This window comes from Flavitalea sp. (assembly GCF_035489435.1).
Taxonomy (GTDB): domain Bacteria; phylum Bacteroidota; class Bacteroidia; order Chitinophagales; family Chitinophagaceae; genus DATHKG01.
Genome location: NZ_DATHKG010000014.1, coordinates 1 through 18,073 on the forward strand (window position 1 = coordinate 1; position 18,073 = coordinate 18,073).

Annotated in this window: 14 protein-coding genes; 9 read left to right on the forward strand and 5 right to left on the reverse strand. The window is 40.9% G+C overall.

The features are described from left to right. The 3 genes from VK664_RS01310 to VK664_RS01320 all read right to left on the reverse strand — a co-directional run. A partial coding sequence (locus tag VK664_RS01310) for a MarC family protein (RefSeq protein WP_461396788.1) occupies positions 1-321 on the reverse strand: 321 nt, incomplete at its 3' end. Beyond that, complete coding sequence (locus VK664_RS01315; RefSeq protein WP_461396789.1) at positions 300-515, reverse strand: cysteine-rich CWC family protein; 216 nt, start codon at positions 513-515, stop codon at positions 300-302. The genes VK664_RS01310 and VK664_RS01315, both read right to left, overlap by 22 nt. Before the next feature lie 199 nt (positions 516-714). Beyond that, complete coding sequence (locus VK664_RS01320) at positions 715-2,787, reverse strand: TonB-dependent receptor (protein WP_461396790.1); 2,073 nt, start codon at positions 2,785-2,787, stop codon at positions 715-717. 61 nt (positions 2,788-2,848) lie between these two features. Between VK664_RS01320 and VK664_RS01325 the strand changes: the two genes are divergently transcribed. From VK664_RS01325 to VK664_RS01345, 5 genes are all read left to right on the forward strand, one after another. Next, complete coding sequence (locus tag VK664_RS01325) at positions 2,849-4,180, forward strand: APC family permease (RefSeq protein WP_461396791.1); 1,332 nt, start codon at positions 2,849-2,851, stop codon at positions 4,178-4,180. Positions 4,181-4,191: 11 nt separating this feature from the next. After that, on the forward strand, positions 4,192-5,409 hold the full coding sequence (locus VK664_RS01330) for a trans-sulfuration enzyme family protein (RefSeq protein WP_461396792.1): 1,218 nt from the start codon (positions 4,192-4,194) through the stop codon (positions 5,407-5,409). A gap of 254 nt (positions 5,410-5,663) precedes the next feature. Next, a complete protein-coding gene (locus VK664_RS01335; protein ID WP_461396793.1) occupies positions 5,664-7,094 on the forward strand; it encodes a TolC family protein in 1,431 nt (476 codons plus the stop codon). A gap of 142 nt (positions 7,095-7,236) precedes the next feature. Further along, positions 7,237-8,619, forward strand: coding sequence for an efflux RND transporter periplasmic adaptor subunit (locus VK664_RS01340; protein WP_461396794.1), 1,383 nt, complete (start codon positions 7,237-7,239; stop codon positions 8,617-8,619). 157 nt (positions 8,620-8,776) lie between these two features. Further along, positions 8,777-9,820 carry an NAD(P)H-dependent glycerol-3-phosphate dehydrogenase gene (locus VK664_RS01345; protein WP_461396795.1) on the forward strand — a complete coding sequence of 348 codons (1,044 nt, stop codon included), beginning with the start codon at positions 8,777-8,779 and terminating at the stop codon, positions 9,818-9,820. 32 nt (positions 9,821-9,852) lie between these two features. On the opposite strand, the gene VK664_RS01350 is transcribed toward VK664_RS01345, so the two are convergent. Both VK664_RS01350 and hemW read right to left on the reverse strand, forming a co-directional pair. Further along, a complete protein-coding gene (locus VK664_RS01350) occupies positions 9,853-10,029 on the reverse strand; it encodes a hypothetical protein (RefSeq protein ID WP_461396796.1) in 177 nt (58 codons plus the stop codon). Between the two features lie 224 nt (positions 10,030-10,253). Continuing rightward, on the reverse strand, positions 10,254-11,378 hold the full coding sequence (gene hemW, locus VK664_RS01355) for a radical SAM family heme chaperone HemW (RefSeq protein WP_461396797.1): 1,125 nt from the start codon (positions 11,376-11,378) through the stop codon (positions 10,254-10,256). A gap of 430 nt (positions 11,379-11,808) precedes the next feature. Here hemW and VK664_RS01360 point away from each other — a divergent pair, with 430 nt between their 5' ends. The 4 genes from VK664_RS01360 to VK664_RS01375 all read left to right on the forward strand — a co-directional run bounded on the left by VK664_RS01360 (position 11,809) and on the right by VK664_RS01375 (position 18,041). Next, positions 11,809-13,608 carry a BamA/TamA family outer membrane protein gene (locus tag VK664_RS01360; protein WP_461396798.1) on the forward strand — a complete coding sequence of 600 codons (1,800 nt, stop codon included), beginning with the start codon at positions 11,809-11,811 and terminating at the stop codon, positions 13,606-13,608. Positions 13,609-13,745: 137 nt separating this feature from the next. After that, a complete protein-coding gene (locus tag VK664_RS01365; protein WP_461396799.1) occupies positions 13,746-14,825 on the forward strand; it encodes a DUF4271 domain-containing protein in 1,080 nt (359 codons plus the stop codon). A gap of 60 nt (positions 14,826-14,885) precedes the next feature. Next, a complete protein-coding gene (locus VK664_RS01370) occupies positions 14,886-15,656 on the forward strand; it encodes a uroporphyrinogen-III synthase (protein ID WP_461396800.1) in 771 nt (256 codons plus the stop codon). Positions 15,657-16,007: 351 nt separating this feature from the next. Then, positions 16,008-18,041: a thioredoxin domain-containing protein gene (locus tag VK664_RS01375; RefSeq protein ID WP_461396801.1), complete on the forward strand. Its 2,034-nt coding sequence runs from the start codon at positions 16,008-16,010 to the stop codon at positions 18,039-18,041. Positions 18,042-18,073: the final 32 nt, after the last annotated feature.

Consider the following 18,073-nt stretch of genomic DNA (forward strand, 5'->3'; position numbering starts at 1 on the left):
AGCGATAGGAACCATGGTGCCTGATTTAAGATCCTGGTCACTTTTGAAAAACTCATGCCCCAATACCATTTCAAGTCCCAGGATGAAAATAACAATAGATCCGCCAACCGCGAATGACCCGGTATCCAAACCAAGAACACTTAAAAATTTTTCTCCGACCAACATGAACAAAATCATCAGTGCCCCCGAAATCAAGGTTGCTGCAAGTTCACGAATGCCACCCATTTTTTCTTTTAATGATATCAATAGCGGAATGGAACCAATGATATCAATTACTGCGAACAGGGTAAAGGTAACGGTCAGGATTTTTTCGAATTCCATAACACAAATTTGGTTTTAAGATCTTCCAGGCAGTCCTTGCAAAGGCAATTTCTAAACTGTTCCGAGATAAAAATTCTTTCTGCATCAGATAGCTGAACCTGGCTGCACTGGCATTCCTTTATTTTCCCGGCCCTGCATATAAAACCGCGGCCACATCTTTCACAAACTTTCTCAATATTTAATTCATCAGTCACTTAGCACTTAAGATTTTTAAGTTTGATATAAATCAAATTCAGACCTTCTCAATATTTTATGAATCTGTCAATCAGCATTTAAGATTTTTAAGCTTGATATAAATCATATACATACATAATTAATGTAGTTAATCGAGGTGTTCGGACGCTTTAGTTAATATAATTAATCCAGGTGTTCGGATGCTGCAGAATAACCTGGCTATTTCCATGCATAACGAACCGTAATACCTCCATTATAATTAATACCGGGAGCCGCATTATAATACCTTGCGGCTGCGGCATTGATATCATTCCCGAGACTGTAAGTGCGATTAAATATATTATCTACTGCGCCATAGATGTCAATAGAAAATGAAGAGAATATATTGGTACGGAAACCAACCCTTGCTCCCAACAAATTAAATGGCTCAGCGAAATCAGTGTTGGCATCATTTAAAGGAACCGGATCGCTGTAGTACCAGGTAGCATGTCCATAAACCCCGATACGGGTCATCAGGTCAAGGCCCGCTGAAAACACATGGGGGGCAACACTAGGTAACTTGTTCCCGGATAGATCTGTTGTTACCTGCTTATAATCTTTATACTTGAAGTCGTTAAAAGTATGGCTTAAGAAGATTTTCGCATTGTTCAGGAAACCTGCTTTTGAACGAAACAACTGGTAATTGATATTTGTCTCGATACCTTTCTGGCTTGTAGATCCTGCATTTTCAAAATAGTCGGCACCACTTGCATCCCGACGCTGGGCCAGCGTATGTTTCATCTGGAACACAAAGCCATTTACCTCGATAAACAACTTGTCTTTAAAAAACGATCCGCGTACACCGGCTTCATAGTTTATGCCTGACTCAGCTTCAAGGCCGGTATTGATAACACCGGTTGAAGGAAGTAATTCAGCAAGGGTAGGAGGTGAAAATCCTTTTGATACTGAGGCGTAAACCGAGTAGTAGTCATTAATGTTTTTAAGGATACTGATACGCGGCGCGATTTCGTTATTATACTTAACCTCCTGGTCCAGTGGTGGGATCCGGGAAACCCGGCTGAATTCAATGGAAGATTTGTTCAGACTTGCACCTGCTGTAAATATCCATCCTGCCTGCAATTCCAGCTCAGCCTGGGCAAAAAGAAAATATTGGAGGTTATTCACTTCGTCGTCTGTTTGTAAAGTATCCTGCACACCGGACCTGTTACCATATACTTTTATATTAGAAAATCCCTGCTGTGCTTCTGCACCAAATACAATTTTCAGATCAGCCGTCCCGACTTCTTCATTGTATTTGAAAACCGTTCTGCCACCAAAATGGGGTTCATTTCTTTTCTCGAAATTCCTGATGGCAGGATTACGGATCTGTGAAAAGGCTCCGTATAACGATACTACGTTTTCCAGCTTCGATGTGAACTGGTACCTGTTACTAAAGCCGGCAAGAAAAGTTTTTTGACTAATGGCTGCCTGCGCCTGAACTGCAGATGGGAACCCACCGCCCGCAGGTCTTGCTGCTTTTGGGTTTGCGAGATATTGAGTCTTTGTGAGTCCGCCCGGCGTCTCGTAATCAAGATCGCCATACAGGAAAAATGCATTCAACACATCTTTTTCCCCTGCCTTGATTTTCGCCTCGTAACTGAATACTTCTCTTTTCATGGCAGATTGATCCCGGTACCCATCTGTTTCCTGGGTTGAATAGGTAATCGTATTCTGAAAATCTTCCTTACCAAATCGTATGGTAGTATTCAGTGATTGATTATTAAAACTTCCGATACCATAGTTGATTGCAGCCATCTGTTCCCATTTGGCTGGCAAACTCTGGATAAGAACTGCTCCACCTGTGCCGGCTCCGTATAAACTGCTTGCAGGTCCTTTGATGATCTCAAGGGAACTGATATTATAATATCCGAGTTGGTTGAGATAACTGTTTCCGCCCGGATCGGTAAATGGAATATCGTTCCAGTATAATTTTACATTTCTAACACCAAAGGGTGAACGCAGGGAACTACCACGGATGTTTAACCGATAACTGCCTGGAGAACGTTCTTCCATCCTGACTCCGGGTATTGTATTCAATGCCGGTAAAATGCTTGTATTATTATATCGTTCAAGTTGGTTCCTGCCAACAAAACTAACAGGTGCGGAGATATTCAAGAGCTTCCTGTTTTGCTCATAAGCTGATATTACTACTTCTTTCAATATCTCTGAAGAATCTGTCTCAATCTGTTTCGTTTGTGCCCGGCCGAAATTCATAATAACCAATGCAGCAGCAGCTAGTAAAGTTTTTTTCATTTATAGTGGATTAGCCTGATTTATCACAAATGTAGAACTAAATATTTTCTATCTTCCGGCAATGAAGTCGGCCAAGCTAAATTTATTTGATCTGACCATGATCGTGATTGGCCTGGTGATCGGCATGGGGATATTCAGAACATCATCCGATTCAGCCAGGGAAGCTTTAACGCCTGCGGTTTTTTTTATTGCCTGGTTTGCCGGTGGCCTGGTGGCTCTTTGCGGCGCACTTACCTACGCAGAAATAGGCTCAAGGTATCCCGTTGTGGGAGGATATTATAAGATCTTTGCATATGCATATCATCCGTCAGTTGCGTTTGCTATTAATTGTATCATACTTATTTCGAATGCGTCCTCATTATCTGGTGTTGCATTAATAGGTAGTGAATACATTTCCCAGGTGATCTGGGACACATCTCCACCGAATTTTATAAAGGCATTTATAGCGATGGGTGCCATCGTGTTGTTTTATGGCATCAACCTCATGGGGCTTAGAATGAGCTCAAAAACACAAAATGTGTTGATGTTGATAAAAATCGCTATGGTGATGCTGCTCATCAGCGCGTTGTTTTTTCCATCGATCCATGCTCCTGTCAATACTTCAATCACCGTTATACCTGAATATACATGGACCGAATACATAAAATCTTTTGGTCTTGCGCTGATAGCGGTTTCGTTCACCTACGGGGGCTATCAGCAAACGATCAATTTTGGCGATGAAGTAAAAAACGCACCAAAGATTCTACCAAGAGGGATCATTATTGGTATCATTGTGATCATACTTTTATATCTCAGTGTGAATTTTGCATATTACAAAGTGATCGGGTTTGAAGAACTTAAAACATCGAAAGGTATTGCTGCCATCGTTGCGGAAAGAATGTTTGGACCAACGGGTCGTTACGTTTTTTCAGTGTTATTGTTTTTTGCGGTACTTGCCTATGTGAATGTATTGCTGTTAAGTAACCCGCGGGTCATGTATGCCATGAGTCTTGATAAGATTCTGCCTGCAGCATTCATGAAAAAAGACGAAAAAAGAGATGTATTGACTGTAAGCCTTACAGTATTTGCAGCAATATGTATTATTGTATTGTTTTTTGCAGATACATTTGACAAGATTTTGAAGTTTACAATATTCCTGGATTGCATTGGCATGGCATTTTCAGCAGCAACAATATTTATTCTTCGGAAAAGAACAAAACATCTCGATAACACCGGGATCTATAAAATGAAACTTTATCCATTACTTCCCTTGATTTTTATTGCAGCCTATACTTTTGTGGGCATCAGTATTGCGATTGATGACTACGTGACAGCGCTTACCGGACTCGGTGTGCTTGCGGCGTTTATGATCATCTATTTTGTTACCCGCAAATCATACGGAAGAACCGTTTAAACTGTGAAAAAATGAATGAGCATTTTCCCTTTGATGAATTGGGATCACCAGATAGCCATGACCTTTCCTATATTTTGAATGAACTTGGCGAGGACCGTGAAAAGTATTTCGGAGCCGTTTCTCCACCCATCGTACAGACCAGCAACTTTGCTTTCAAAAAAGTAGCTGATATCAGGGAGTCTTTCAGGGACGAGTTCGATGGTTACCTTTATTCGAGAGGGTTAAATCCAACTACTGATATTCTTCGAAAAAAACTTGCGGCGCTGGATGGAGCCGAAGATTGCCTGGTTTTTAATAGCGGCGCTTCGGCAATATTTGCCTCAGTATTTGGAAATGTAAAATCAGGTGACCATATCGTCTCCGTAAAAAAGCCTTATACCTGGGCCCAGAAATTATTTGATAACGTACTGGTTCGTTTTGGAGTTACCACTACTTATATAGACGGCACCCGCATCGAAAATTTTGAAAGGGCTATACTGCCGAACACCAAAATCATTTACCTGGAATCTCCGAACTCGTGGGATTATAGTATGCAGGACCTGCCTGCAGTTGCAGAACTTGCAAAAGCCGAAGGGATAATTACCATTATAGACAACAGTTATGCTACTCCATTATATATGCAGCCTATTCTGATGGGGATAGATATGGTTGTTCAATCGGCTACCAAGTATATCGGCGGACACAGCGATGTTGTGGCCGGGGTACTAACGGGTAAACATGATATGATGAAAAAATTGTTCGACAATGAACTGTTGAATATGGGTAACGGCATCTCGCCTTTTAATGCCTGGTTGCTGATCCGTGGTTTGAGGACACTTCCAGCACGGCTGGAGCGGATTTCTGCATCTACCCTTAAAGTGCTGGAATATCTCCGGTCGCATGAAAAGGTGGAATCCGTTCTTTATCCACTGGATCCGGGTTTTCCACAGTATGAATTGGCTAAAACTCATCTTAAGGCTGCCGGGGGATTATTCACCATGATTATTAAAGCTGGTCACATGGATGAGGTCGTAACTTTTTGTGAATCGTTACGACATATGCTTATCGCGGTGAGTTGGGGAGGACATGAAAGCCTGGTATTGCCAAGATGTGCCTCAATTGAACCGTCTGAATTTGATTCCGCAAACCGTGAACACCGGATGATCAGGTTTTACATCGGGCTCGAAGAGCCTGCCTACCTTATAAAGGATCTTGATCAGGCCTTTAATCAGATGAAAGCCACCTTTTAGTTGAAAGCCACATTTTAGATAATTCTATGATCACTTTCACCATGTGTAACCGCTTTTTACGGTATAATTTGTTAAAATCTACATGGAAACACGTAGTTTATATATCAATGTGAAAAAAACATAATAGATTGATTAATATGCCTTACAAACATTAAATTTCCTATTATCTTTAGCCCGCCATTAAACTGACCGCTTATCAAAATATGGCCAGACCAGTAATCATTACAATTACTTTTGTCATTATACATATGAAAATGAGAAAAATCCTTCTTTGTTTTGTTTCAACCGCAGTGGCTTTTTCGGGATTCAGCCAGGAGAAATGGGATCTTAAAAGAGCTGTTGAATATGCTATCGCAAACAACGTTTCGGTTAAACAGGCAGATGTGCAGGCCAGGATTGCCGCAGTACAATATAAGCAAACGCGCCTGGCTCAGATTCCTTCTCTTAATCTGAACAGCAACGTTTCCTACGGCTCCGGTTTAAACCAGGATCCGGTTACCTTCCGGCTAATAACTCAGGGATTTGTGAGCAATGGCTACAATCTTCAAACTCAGGTCGATCTGTTCAATTTTTTTAACAGGAAAAATACGATTGAAGCCAACAGATTCGAAAATGAGGCAGCCAACTCCAATGTTGACCGAGTACGGAACGATGTTTCATTAAATGTTGCCAATGCATATCTGAATGTTTTGCTGGCCAGGGAGCAGGTAAACATCAGCCGGATACAGGTTGAACAAACCATTGCGCAACTCGGAAATACACGTAAACTTGTTAACGCCGGATCTTTACCGGAACTGGAGGCAGCAAATCTGGAAGCCCAGCTTGCGAGGGATAGCGCAACACTTGTGCAGACAGATGTTAACGCAACCACCAATTTACTTGCACTGAAAGCACTGTTGAATATTGACATGGCGACGGATTTTGATGTCACAACCCCACCGATCGACCAGATACCAATGGAAAGTCTTGCCGAACTTCAGCCTGACCTTGTTTACCGGGTAGCTTTGGATAAGCAACCGTTGCAACAGGTAAACGCATTGAGGGTAAAATCATACGAACATTATGTGAAAGCGCAGAGGGGCGCCATGTTTCCAAGGATTTCACTCTTTGGTAACCTCGGTACCAATTTTAATAACCAGGGTGATCGGATCACCGGATCCAATACTATCAATCCTCCGATTGGCAAAGTAAATATCAGTGGTATCGACTATAGTGTTTACAGCAATCAGCCCATCAGCGTACCGATTACTGCGAAAAATCCCTATTTCCAACAATTGAATCAAAACTTCAGTCAGTCGGTTGGAATAAACCTGAGTATCCCGATCTTTAACGCCTGGCAGGCAAGGGGAGGTTACGAAAGAACAAAGCTGAACCTCGAAACTTATCAACTCCAGAGCGAACAGGACAATATCACGCTCAAACAAAATATTTACCAGTCTTATGCCGGTGTAATTGCAGCTCTTCAAAAGTTTAATGCAAACAGGTCAACAGTTATCAATGCCGAAAGAGCTTATGAATTTGCACAGAAACGATTTGCACAGGGCCTCTTGAATACTTTTGACCTGATAACCAGCCAGAATAATGTTACCCGTGCAAAACTCGACGAAGTACTGACCCATTATGATTATGTTTTCCGCATGAAAGTGCTGGAATTTTATAAAGGAGAAGGTATCAAACTTCAATAAATTTGAACAAGTATACAGTGGCTCCGACGAAAAGACGAACCAATGAACCATCCGACAGGCAAAAATAAAAGTCTAATAAACTAACTCACTAAATAATTAACCAACTACAACCAACCCCGTAACAGTTGAATAAACTTTTTGTATGAAAAAGAAAACGCTCTGGATCATTATAAGCTTAGTTGTTGTCATTGTATTACTACTTGGATTGAAATCGGCAGGTGTGATAGGAAAAGAAGAAGGAACAAAAGTTGCGACTGAAAAAGTAACATCGAGGACCATAAGTGAAACGGTCACTGCCAGCGGAAAAATATTTCCCGAAATCGAAGTAAAAGTGAGCCCCGATATCTCCGGTGAAGTAATCGAACTTTCAGTGCTTGAAGGTGACAGTGTAACAAAAGGTATGGTGCTTGCAAAAATTTATGGGGATATCTATACAACTCAAAGAAACCAGGCTGCAGCTGTTGTTAATCAGCAGGTAGCCAGTGTTGAAAATAATAAAGCCATGCTGGAGAGCCTGCAATCTTCACAGGAGCTTGCACAGAAAACCTTCGATCGTCAAAAGCAGTTATTGGCTGATAAGGTAATTTCCACTTCTGAGTTTGAACAAGCTGATAATGCCTTACGTGCAGCTAAAGCAAACTACAATGCAGCATTGCAGGGTATACGCAGCGGACAGGCCTCAGTAGAGAGTGCGCAGGCAAGCCTGGAACGTGCGAATAAAGATCTTAGTCGTACCGCAATATTATCCCCTATGAATGGCGTGGTATCCCTGCTCAGTGTTAAGAAAGGTGAAAGGGTAGTTGGTAACTCGATGATGGCAGGTACTGAGATCATGCGAATTGCTGATATGAGCAAGATTGAAGTAAGGGTGGATGTTGGTGAAAATGATATTCCGAAAGTTAAGCTGGGAGATTCTGCGCTTATTGAAGTTGATGCATATACTAACCGAAAGTTTAAAGGTGTGGTTACACAGATAGCGAGTAGCAGTGCAGCTACCGCAACAGCTTCATTGGGCGGCGCATCATCAAACGATGTTACAAACTATAAGGTTTATATCCGGATCTTACCGGAGAGTTACCAGGATCTTTTTAATAAAGACAGGCCCAGGAGTTTTCCCTTCCGTCCAGGTATGACTGCAAGTGCAGATATCCTTACTAAAACCAAACAAAATGTTGTAACCGTTGCGATCAATGCTGTAACTACACGTGAAAAGGGAACTGACAATGTGGTAGGTAATAAAACGGATGAGAAAAAGGAAGCCGGCATCCAGGAATCAGAACCAAAGACAGCTCTTTCAGCAGATCTTGATGAAGTGGTTTTTGTGCTTCAACCAAACAACACGGTTAAAAAAGTAAAAGTCAAAACTGATATCCAGGATATTAATTTTATTGAAATCGTTGAAGGACTTAAAGTGGGTGATGAGGTTATCACTTCACCTTATAATATTATCAGCAAAACGCTGAAAGACGGAATGAAAGTGCAGGTGGTCCCGAAAGATAAATTGTTTGAAGCGCCGAAATCCTAATATAGTTATGAGTTATGAGTGATGAGTGATGAGTGCAGTGTAAGAATTGATGAGTTGTTAAATTTATTAATTGCTCATCTGCACGGTTTCTTCTTTCATAACTCATAATTCATAACTCATAATTATCTTAAAGAGCTTTCTTAATTAAGAATCAAGATTGAAAATAAAATTCGGATTAGTGGGAAGCGGCACATGGGCAACGGCAATTGCCAAGATGCTGACTGGGAATGGCCATGCTTTAAATTGGTGTGTTAGAGATCAATCTACGGTTGATTACCTGGTAGCAAGGCGCCATAATCCGAAATATCTTAGCTCAGTGCATTTTGAGATGGGGCTTTTAAATCTCATGACTGATTTTCGGAAACTAATTGATGAGTCGGAGGTTATTATCCTTGCAGTTCCCTCTGCATATGTAGAAGAATATTTCAATGGTCTTGAGCATGGAGCATTGGTTCATAAAAAAATTGTTTCTGCCATAAAGGGGATCATTCCTTCGAGTAATAAATTGGTTAATGATTTCCTGCGTGAAAGATTCAATCTTCCATTAACTGACTATTTCACGATCATGGGCCCTTGCCATGCTGAGGAAGTTGCTGCAGAAAAGTTGTCCTATCTTACTTTTTCCGGTGCAGACATAGAAACCTGTAAAACGATTGCGCAACATTTTAATTCAGGCTATGTGAACACGGTAGTAAATAATGATGTGTATGGAGTTCAATATGCGGCTGTGTTAAAGAATATATATGCACTTGGAGCCGGAATTGCACATGGACTTGAATACGGGGATAATTTTCAAAGCGTATTGATAGCTAACTGCGCGGATGAAATGGCGGGATTTCTTAAAAAAGCCGGTATACAGCATATTGAGGTAGGTGTTCATGAGGAAGAAGATCCGGTAACGCATGTAAAAAATACCAGTTATGCAGCTTCTGTTTATCTTGGGGACCTCCTCGTAACCTGTTATTCATTGTATAGCCGGAATCGTACATTTGGCAATATGATCGGCAAAGGTTATTCGGTTAAATCGGCTCAACTGGAACTGAATATGGTGGCTGAAGGATATAATGCAGCAAAATGCATTCATTTGCTGAACAGTAAATTAGGCGCAGAAATGCCAATTGCCTCGACTATCTACGAAATCCTTTGGGAAAATGTTAATCCGAGGTCGGGCTATAAACAAATGGAAGCGGTGCTTGTCTGATATAGGGTTGTTAATTTTTGAAAGGATGTAAACTATTGCCTTTTAAAAAGCGTCTTATATTTGAGTGATGAGTTGTGAGTGAATACAGTGATTACTAACTCATAACTAATTAATAAAAAGTTTATCTGGTTTATAACGAGGTCAAGACAAGAATAATTATAAATGCCTTTTTCTTTCTCATCATATGGTCCCTTTGCGATACTTGCCATGATCGGCATATTATCGATAGCTGAGTTAGTGAAATACCTTCGCGCATCCAAACACAATTCACATAAATAATCAGCGGCTTTCACGAATAGTTAGTTAACAGGTCTTCAAGCAGAAGCAAATAACTTCAAGCAGAAGCATTTAGCGGTCTTCATACAGCAGCGATTAACCAATCTTCACGCAGAAGCATTTTGCCGGTCTTCACACAGTAACTATTAACCGGTATTTAAATGAACAGGTCCGCTGAAATTCCATCGGCAAATAGCTTGCCTTCCTTTGTTAGTGAATAGGAGCTATCGTTTTCAGTTATTGAACCTCTATTTATATGTTTTTTTATACTCCTGGACAAAGCCAGGTAGTGATTTTCACCAAAAAGTTCTGAATATACAGATTTTAAGATCCCTTCACGCTTGCGTAAACTGATCATAATATATTCGTTGTGGCGGTCTCTTTCACTAAGTTGTTCAATTTCAAAAGGTAGATTACCGGCAAGCAGCGACTGGATATAAACGGGATTATTTGCAATGTTCCATTGCCTTGTCAGCCCGTTGTAGGAATGTGCCGAAGGTCCAAAGCCAAGATAAGCTTCACCTGACCAGTAAGCGCTATTATGACGGCTATGCATACCGGGTTTTGCAAAATTCGAGATCTCATAATGCTCATATCCTTCAGCCTGAAGCCAATCCATTAATAAAAGGAATTGGCGGGCCTGGTCCTCTGTTTGAACAGGGTCAGACTTTTTCTTGCTGATCATATTGGCAAGAGCTGTCTTCGGTTCAACTGTAAGTGCATAACAGGAAAGATGCGGGATACCAAGATCAATAGCCTTGTTCACATTATGTCGCCATTTTTCATCTGTCAGACCGGGGCTCCCGTAAATCAGATCAATGGTAAGATTGCTGAAGCCCTGGTCCTGCACCATCTTTATGGAATCAAGGGCCTGGCCGGCATTATGCGCACGGTTCATCCATTGAAGATCTTCTTCATAAAATGACTGTACTCCCATACTTAGCCTGTTTATCCCTGCTGTTTTCCAACCGGCTAATTTTTCACTTGTTATATCGTCCGGGTTTGCTTCAAAAGTTATTTCTGCATTCGTGCTAACCTGGTAATGTTTGTGAACTTTGTCAAGAATTGAATCCAGTTCATTTTGTTCAAGGAGTGAAGGGGTACCGCCGCCAAAATAGATGGTATTTACCGGTTTTCCCCCGAGGTATCTATGTCTCAGCTCAATTTCCGCTAATATGCCTTTCAGGAAATCATCTTTAAGGTTCAGTGAAGTCGAAAAATGAAAATTGCAATAGTGACAAGCCTGCCTGCAAAATGGAATATGTAAATAAATGCCTGCCATTGATTGCAAAGGTATCTCACCCTTTGTTAATTTCTACCCACTATTAACAGCACCTTTTAACACATTAACACAAATTGTCAGCCTAATGATTTAATCCAGGCACACGGGATGTATACATAAGCAGAATACCCAAAAAACAGCTAAAATGAGCACCTATTAACAGTATCGGATACTTACTTACCTCAAAATCGCTAATTGGGTGCAACAAATCCCTTACCCTTATAATAAGTACCAAAGATCAAAAATAAGAACTCATAACTCCACAACTCCACAACTCCTTTCATAATTCATAACTCATAATTCATAATTTTCTTGAAGTTTAATAATGGAAGGGCCTCTTTTGCGTTAGTTAGCTGTTAATTTGTATTTTAATAATCGCATTTGTTTTCTCTGCTGGTCGTCTTTTGCGGCTGAATCTGATCGATCCTTGATGTCAAAACTGGTTGCATATGTTGTGAGGGCTCTTTCCGGAGCTTTGATTTTGCTGTTCGCAATACAAGATCCTCTTAGTGCCCAGTATAAATTGAAGATTGAACCGATTGATAAGCAGGCGACTTTTATCTCAGATACGCTGAAACTCCAAACGGAATTCCGAAACCGTGAATCATGTTCTGAATATATAGACAAAATTCCCAAGCTTCTTTTTACAAAAGGTTTTGCAGCAGCTTCAGTCGACAGTGTAACGCTTGATACCGAGGAGGCCACTATTACTTTATATGTCGGTGAAACTATGTTCTGGACAAATATCAGGACCGATTCGGCCGATAAACAGATCCTTTATGCTGTCTCCTGGAACCCGAAACAGTTGGCTTCAAAACCGGTAAATTTCCAACAATTCGAATTAAGCCGGAATAAAATTCTCAATTACCTGGAGAATAACGGCTATCCATTTGCTTCAGTGAAACTGGACAGTATTCAGATTGCGAATGGCGGATTAGAGGGTAAGCTGGTAATTGATAAAGGCCCGCTTTACCGTATCGACAGTATCCGTAATATGGGCACAGCCAAAATCAGCAATAATTTTTTGCAACATTATCTAAGCATCCTGAACGGAACCACATATAAAAAAGAAAAGCTGCAGGCCATCAGCAAAAAGATCACTGGTTTGCCCTACCTGGTAGAGCAACAGCCCTGGAACCTGACTATGCTTGGCACGGGTTCAATTCTCAACCTGTATCTCGCACCCAAAAAAAGCAGCCAGGTGAATGTACTGATCGGCTTACTACCTGCGAACGAACAAACAGAAGATAACAAATTGCTTGTTACCGGTGAAGCAAATGTAAATCTCAGGAATGCACTTGGTAATGGTGAAACCATCGGGCTTAATTGGCAGCAGATCCAGGTGAAAAGTCCAAGACTCGATCTTGCTTTTACCCAACCTTATCTTTTTAATTCTCCTTTTGGTATTGATCTCAAATTCGATTTATTCAAAAAAGATTCCTCTTATATAAATATCGGTGGCAGGATTGGTTTGCAGTATTCGGTGTCGGCAAATCAAACAGGATCTATATTTATACAGAGCCTTAAAACAAATCTTCTGACAGTTGATACCGTCAGTGTCAAGAACACAAAAACGCTACCACCTGAAGCAGATGTAAGTTCCATTAATCTTGGAATAAACTATCAGTTCAATAATACCGACTACCGCTTTAATCCAAGAAGTGGCAATGAATTTGAAATTATAGCGACCGCTGGCACAAGAAATATTAAGAAAAACAATGTGATCGTAAAACTTACTGACGACCATTTCGATTATGCAACACTGTATGATACCTTCAAGCTCAAATCTTACCAGTTTCGTGTAAGCCTGAAAGCAGCTCATCATTTCAGACTGGGCCGCACTTCTACTATCAGAACAGCCTTAAATGGCGGATGGTTTGAAAGCCCCAACATATTCCGTAACGAGCTTTTCCAGATTGGTGGTTATAAATTGCTCAGGGGATTTGATGAAGAGAGCATATTTGCATCTCAGTATGGAGTTGCTACTTTAGAATATCGTTACCTGATGGGTCAGAATTCATTTTTGTTTGCTTTCTCTGATGGTGGAATTACCAGGAACACCTCACAGTCACGAGATCTGAGAAACTGGTTCATTGGGGGTGGATTAGGAATGGCCTTCGAAACAAAAGCCGGTATTTTCAATATCTCATATGCTGTTGGAAAAAGAGATGATCTGAAGTTTAACTTGCGCCAGGCCAAGATACATCTGGGCTACGTGAATTATTTTTGATGATTACTATCATGGCTGTTATTAATAATTATTGATAAAGTAATTATGTAGTAACCGGATTTAATTGAATAAGGATTTTATTATTTCATGAGATATCGGGTACTTTGCGCACCAACTTATCGGACCAAAACATGCACTTGCTGAAATTTCTGTTTACTGCCCTGCTGTGCTGTCTATTCTGCCAACTTAAGCTGGCTGCTCAAACTGATAGTGTCTCGCGACAAACGCAGGATACCACAAGAAGAACCGTTCCTGCCGTACGCGTGTATTCGGCTGCAAACCGTATAGCAGATTCACTTAAAAAAGTCCGGGCCGATTCTTTAAAAGCCAGGACCGACTCTCTGAATCTGGCCAGGGTCGATTCTCTAAAAAAGAGAGCAGCTGACTCATTAAAATTGGTTGCTGATTCTATAAGGGCGCTAAACGATTCCCTGGCGACGATCCGGGCCAACGAACTTATTATTTCAAGGATTGCTGCTATTCAGGCCACATTAAAACAACACAAATATATTCCGTTCTCCGGCCGTGCTCAATCGCGCACCCTGGACGAGAAAGCGACTTCAGACAAAGATCTGCTGTTTTACTTTTTATGCGGACTGGTATTATATTTTGCAATCTTCAAGTTGTTTTTTGGCAAATATCTCAGTAACCTTTTTACCTTGTTTTTCAGGGTAACCATGCGCCAGCAACAAATCAGGGAGCAGTTATTACAGACACCTTTGCCTTCACTTCTCCTTAATATATTGTTCGCGATCTCTGCGGGGATGTACCTCAACCTGCTATTATTTCGTTTCCATCAAAACCCCGTTCCCGACTTCTGGCTGAATTTTTCTTACTGCGTTGGGATTGTTAGCTTGCTTTATCTGGGGAAATTACTTATTTTGACAGCGATGGGTTGGATTTTTAATGTGAGCAATGCAACCAATACATACCTTTTTATCGTTTTTCTCGTAAATAAGATGTTAGGAATGTTTTTGCTCCCATTCCTTTTCATCCTTGCCTTCCCTCATCCGGTTATTATTTCCGGAATGGTAACCTTGTCCTATATCCTCGTGATTGCCTTGTTCTTTTACAGGTTTATAATATCATACAGGCCGATACGAAATGAAATAAATGTCGGCAGATTACATTTTATTATATACCTTTGCGCGTTCGAAATAGCGCCTCTTTTGCTGATTTACAAGGTGTTATTGATGTTTGTGGAAAGAAATAAATAATTTTGCAAAATCACTAGGGAACTGCATATGGTTAAAAACGGGGTCAAAAACGGAGAAACAGTGGACCAGAAGATTAGGAAAATACTAATCACTCAACCAAAGCCTGAGACTGACAAATCACCGTATTTCGAGCTTGCAAGGAAGTACAACGTCGATTTGGATTTTCAGCCCTTTATCAGGCTGGACGGTATTTCTTCCAAAGAATTTCGAAAACAGAAGGTCGAAATTGCGAATTATACAGCCGTTATTTTTACCAGTCGAAATGCCATTGATCATTTTTTTCGAATCTGCGAAGAGATGAAAATCAATATCTCCCAGGACACCAAATATTTCTGCATTACCGAGGCCGTTGCACTTTATCTCCAGAAATTTATTTTATATCGGAAACGCAAGGTCTTTTATGGTACCGATGGCTCCAATAAGAGTATGCTTGACGTTATTAATAAGCATAAAGAGAATGAGAAATTCCTTTATCCCTCTTCAGAAAATCAACAGGACAACGAAATTGTAAACTGGCTGAAAGCGCATAATTGTGGTTTTGCCACCCCATTTATGTATCGTACGATCAGCAATGATGTGAAGGATATTTTTACACGCGGCGAATACGATATTATTTGTTTTTTCACCCCCAGCGGAGTAAAAAGCCTGTTTGATAATTTCCCTTTGTACAAACAAAATGGTACCCGCATCGGGGCATTTGGTAATAACACATCCAAGGCTATAACCGAAGCCGGTCTTACGCTTGAGATCCGTGCCCCCCAACCACAAACACCTTCTATGGTGGCCGCGCTGGAACAGTATCTTGCCTCTATTTTTAAGAAAACAAAATAATTCAAGAGAAATATGAATTATGAGTTATGAAAAAATTCAGAGTTTATTAATTTTGAAATAATCTTTTTTAGCGTAAACATTATCTGTTAATTTCTTTCAGTCAAATCATTTCTCTGAAGTCGTATTCTACAGATTTCAATTCCCAAAACTTCTTTGCGATAGAAAATTTCTACACTCTTTCAACACTCATTGTTGCCAACTTCATTATTAACCTAATTCCGTTATGGGATGAACGTTGGAGTGAGAAAGCGGTGGGTTGATATAGGGCGCGAAATCAACCCATCACTTTCGAACGGAAACAAGGTGCGAAATTTGCAGATATGCAGCTATCAAATTAATATATGCCTATATATGCCTAACCGGTTACAGCACGAGTCAAGTCCATATCTCCTTCAACACGCAAATAACCCCGTAGACTGGTATCCCTGGAGCGAAGAAGCTTTTGAAAAAGCGATTAAAGAAGATAAGCCGGTGCTGGTAAGCATAGGTTATGCTGCCTGTCACTGGTGCCATGTAATGGAAAGAGAGAGTTTTGAAAATCATGAGACCGCTGCACTTATGAATGAATGTTATATAAACATTAAGATTGACCGGGAAGAAAGGCCTGACCTTGACCATATATATATGGACGCGGTCCAGGCAATGACCGGCAGCGGAGGATGGCCATTGAATGTTTTTCTTACACCCCAGAAAAAACCTTTTTACGGAGGAACATATTTTCCGCCACAGCAGGTCCATAGCCGACCTTCATGGAAGGATGTATTGGTCAGTTTGTCTGACAGCTACAAAAATCAGCGGGCTGAGTTGGAAAAGCAGGCTGAAAACCTCCTTGACCATATGCTGAAAGCAAATAGTTTCGGAGTAGGGAAGCAGAGCAGCGAAAAACTTGCCACCAAACAGGAAATCCGGGCTATTTATGAAAATGTGATGAAAACCGCTGATCGCGTACATGGAGGCTTTGGAAGGGCACCAAAATTTCCCCAGACCTTTACCATAAGATTTCTCCTGCACTATTATCATCACACAAAAGAACAGGAAGCCCTTGACCAGGCCTTGTTATCGCTCGATAAAATGATTTTCGGAGGAATAAATGATCAACTCGGGGGCGGTTTCTCAAGATATTCTACAGATACTACCTGGCTGGCGCCACATTTCGAAAAAATGCTATATGATAATGCATTGCTGATTGTGACTTTGGCCGAAGCTTATCAAATCACCGGCAAAAAACTTTACCGGGACACTATAAACCAGACCATCCAATTTGTTGACAATGAGTTAACCGGACCGGATACCGGGTTTTATTCTGCGCTGGATGCTGATAGTGAAGGGATTGAAGGAAAATTCTATACCTGGTCCTATGACGAAATCAATTATATTCTAGATACAAAAGCAGCACTGTTCTGCCTTGTATATGGGGTAGTCCCCGGAGGGAACTGGGAACAAACCAATATTCTTCATCTTCCTAAAAACATTGAAACTGTTGCAGCAACAGAAAATATCGGGGTTGAGGAATTGGAAAAAATCCTGGCTGATTGCAGAAAAAAACTAATGGAATTGAGATCAGAACGGGTAAGGCCACAATTGGATGACAAGATGCTGATTGGATGGAATGCCTTGATGAACATCGCTTTATCAAAGGCTGCAGCTGCAACGAGCGACAAAATGTTTCTTAGACGGGCCATTTCGAACATGGAATTTATGCTGCAGGCCTATCGCCAGGAAGATGGAAGCTTTGCACATACCTATAAAAATAATATTTCAAAATACCCAGCCTTTCTCGACGACTACGCGTATTTAATATCGGCACTTATTCATTTGCAGGAGGTTACAGCTAATCAGGAATGGTTAAATATTGCCAAATCTTTAACAAATTTTGTCATCGGAAATTTCGGGCAGGAGGGACCTTTATTTTTCTATACCCAGGCTGGCCAAAAGGACGTCATTATTCGCAAAAAAGAGGTTTATGATGGCGCAACTCCTTCCGGTAATTCGATGATGATGTGGAACTTATATCAATTAGGTACAATCTTTGACATATCAGAATGGAAGTCGCGGTCAATTGAGATGGCCGCATCAGTTCAGGAGACGGTTGTGAAATACCCAGGTTCCTTTGGAGTCTGGGCAGGATTCCTCCTCTCATCAGCCTACGGAATTCCGGAAATAGCGATTACGGGACAGGAAAGTACCGTCCTGAGTATCGAATTTTTACGTAATTTCATCGGCTACAATGTTTTTCAGTCCGCTACCCTTAGTAACAATGATTTCCCCCTATTGACTGAAAAACCATTTTCCCAAAAAGGACAGATTTTCCTATGTAAAGATTATGCCTGTCAGGCACCTGTGCAAACAGTTGCGGAGCTTGTAAATTTGCTGGAGAACCGTTGATTTTGAAATTACACAGAACAATATATTGAAGT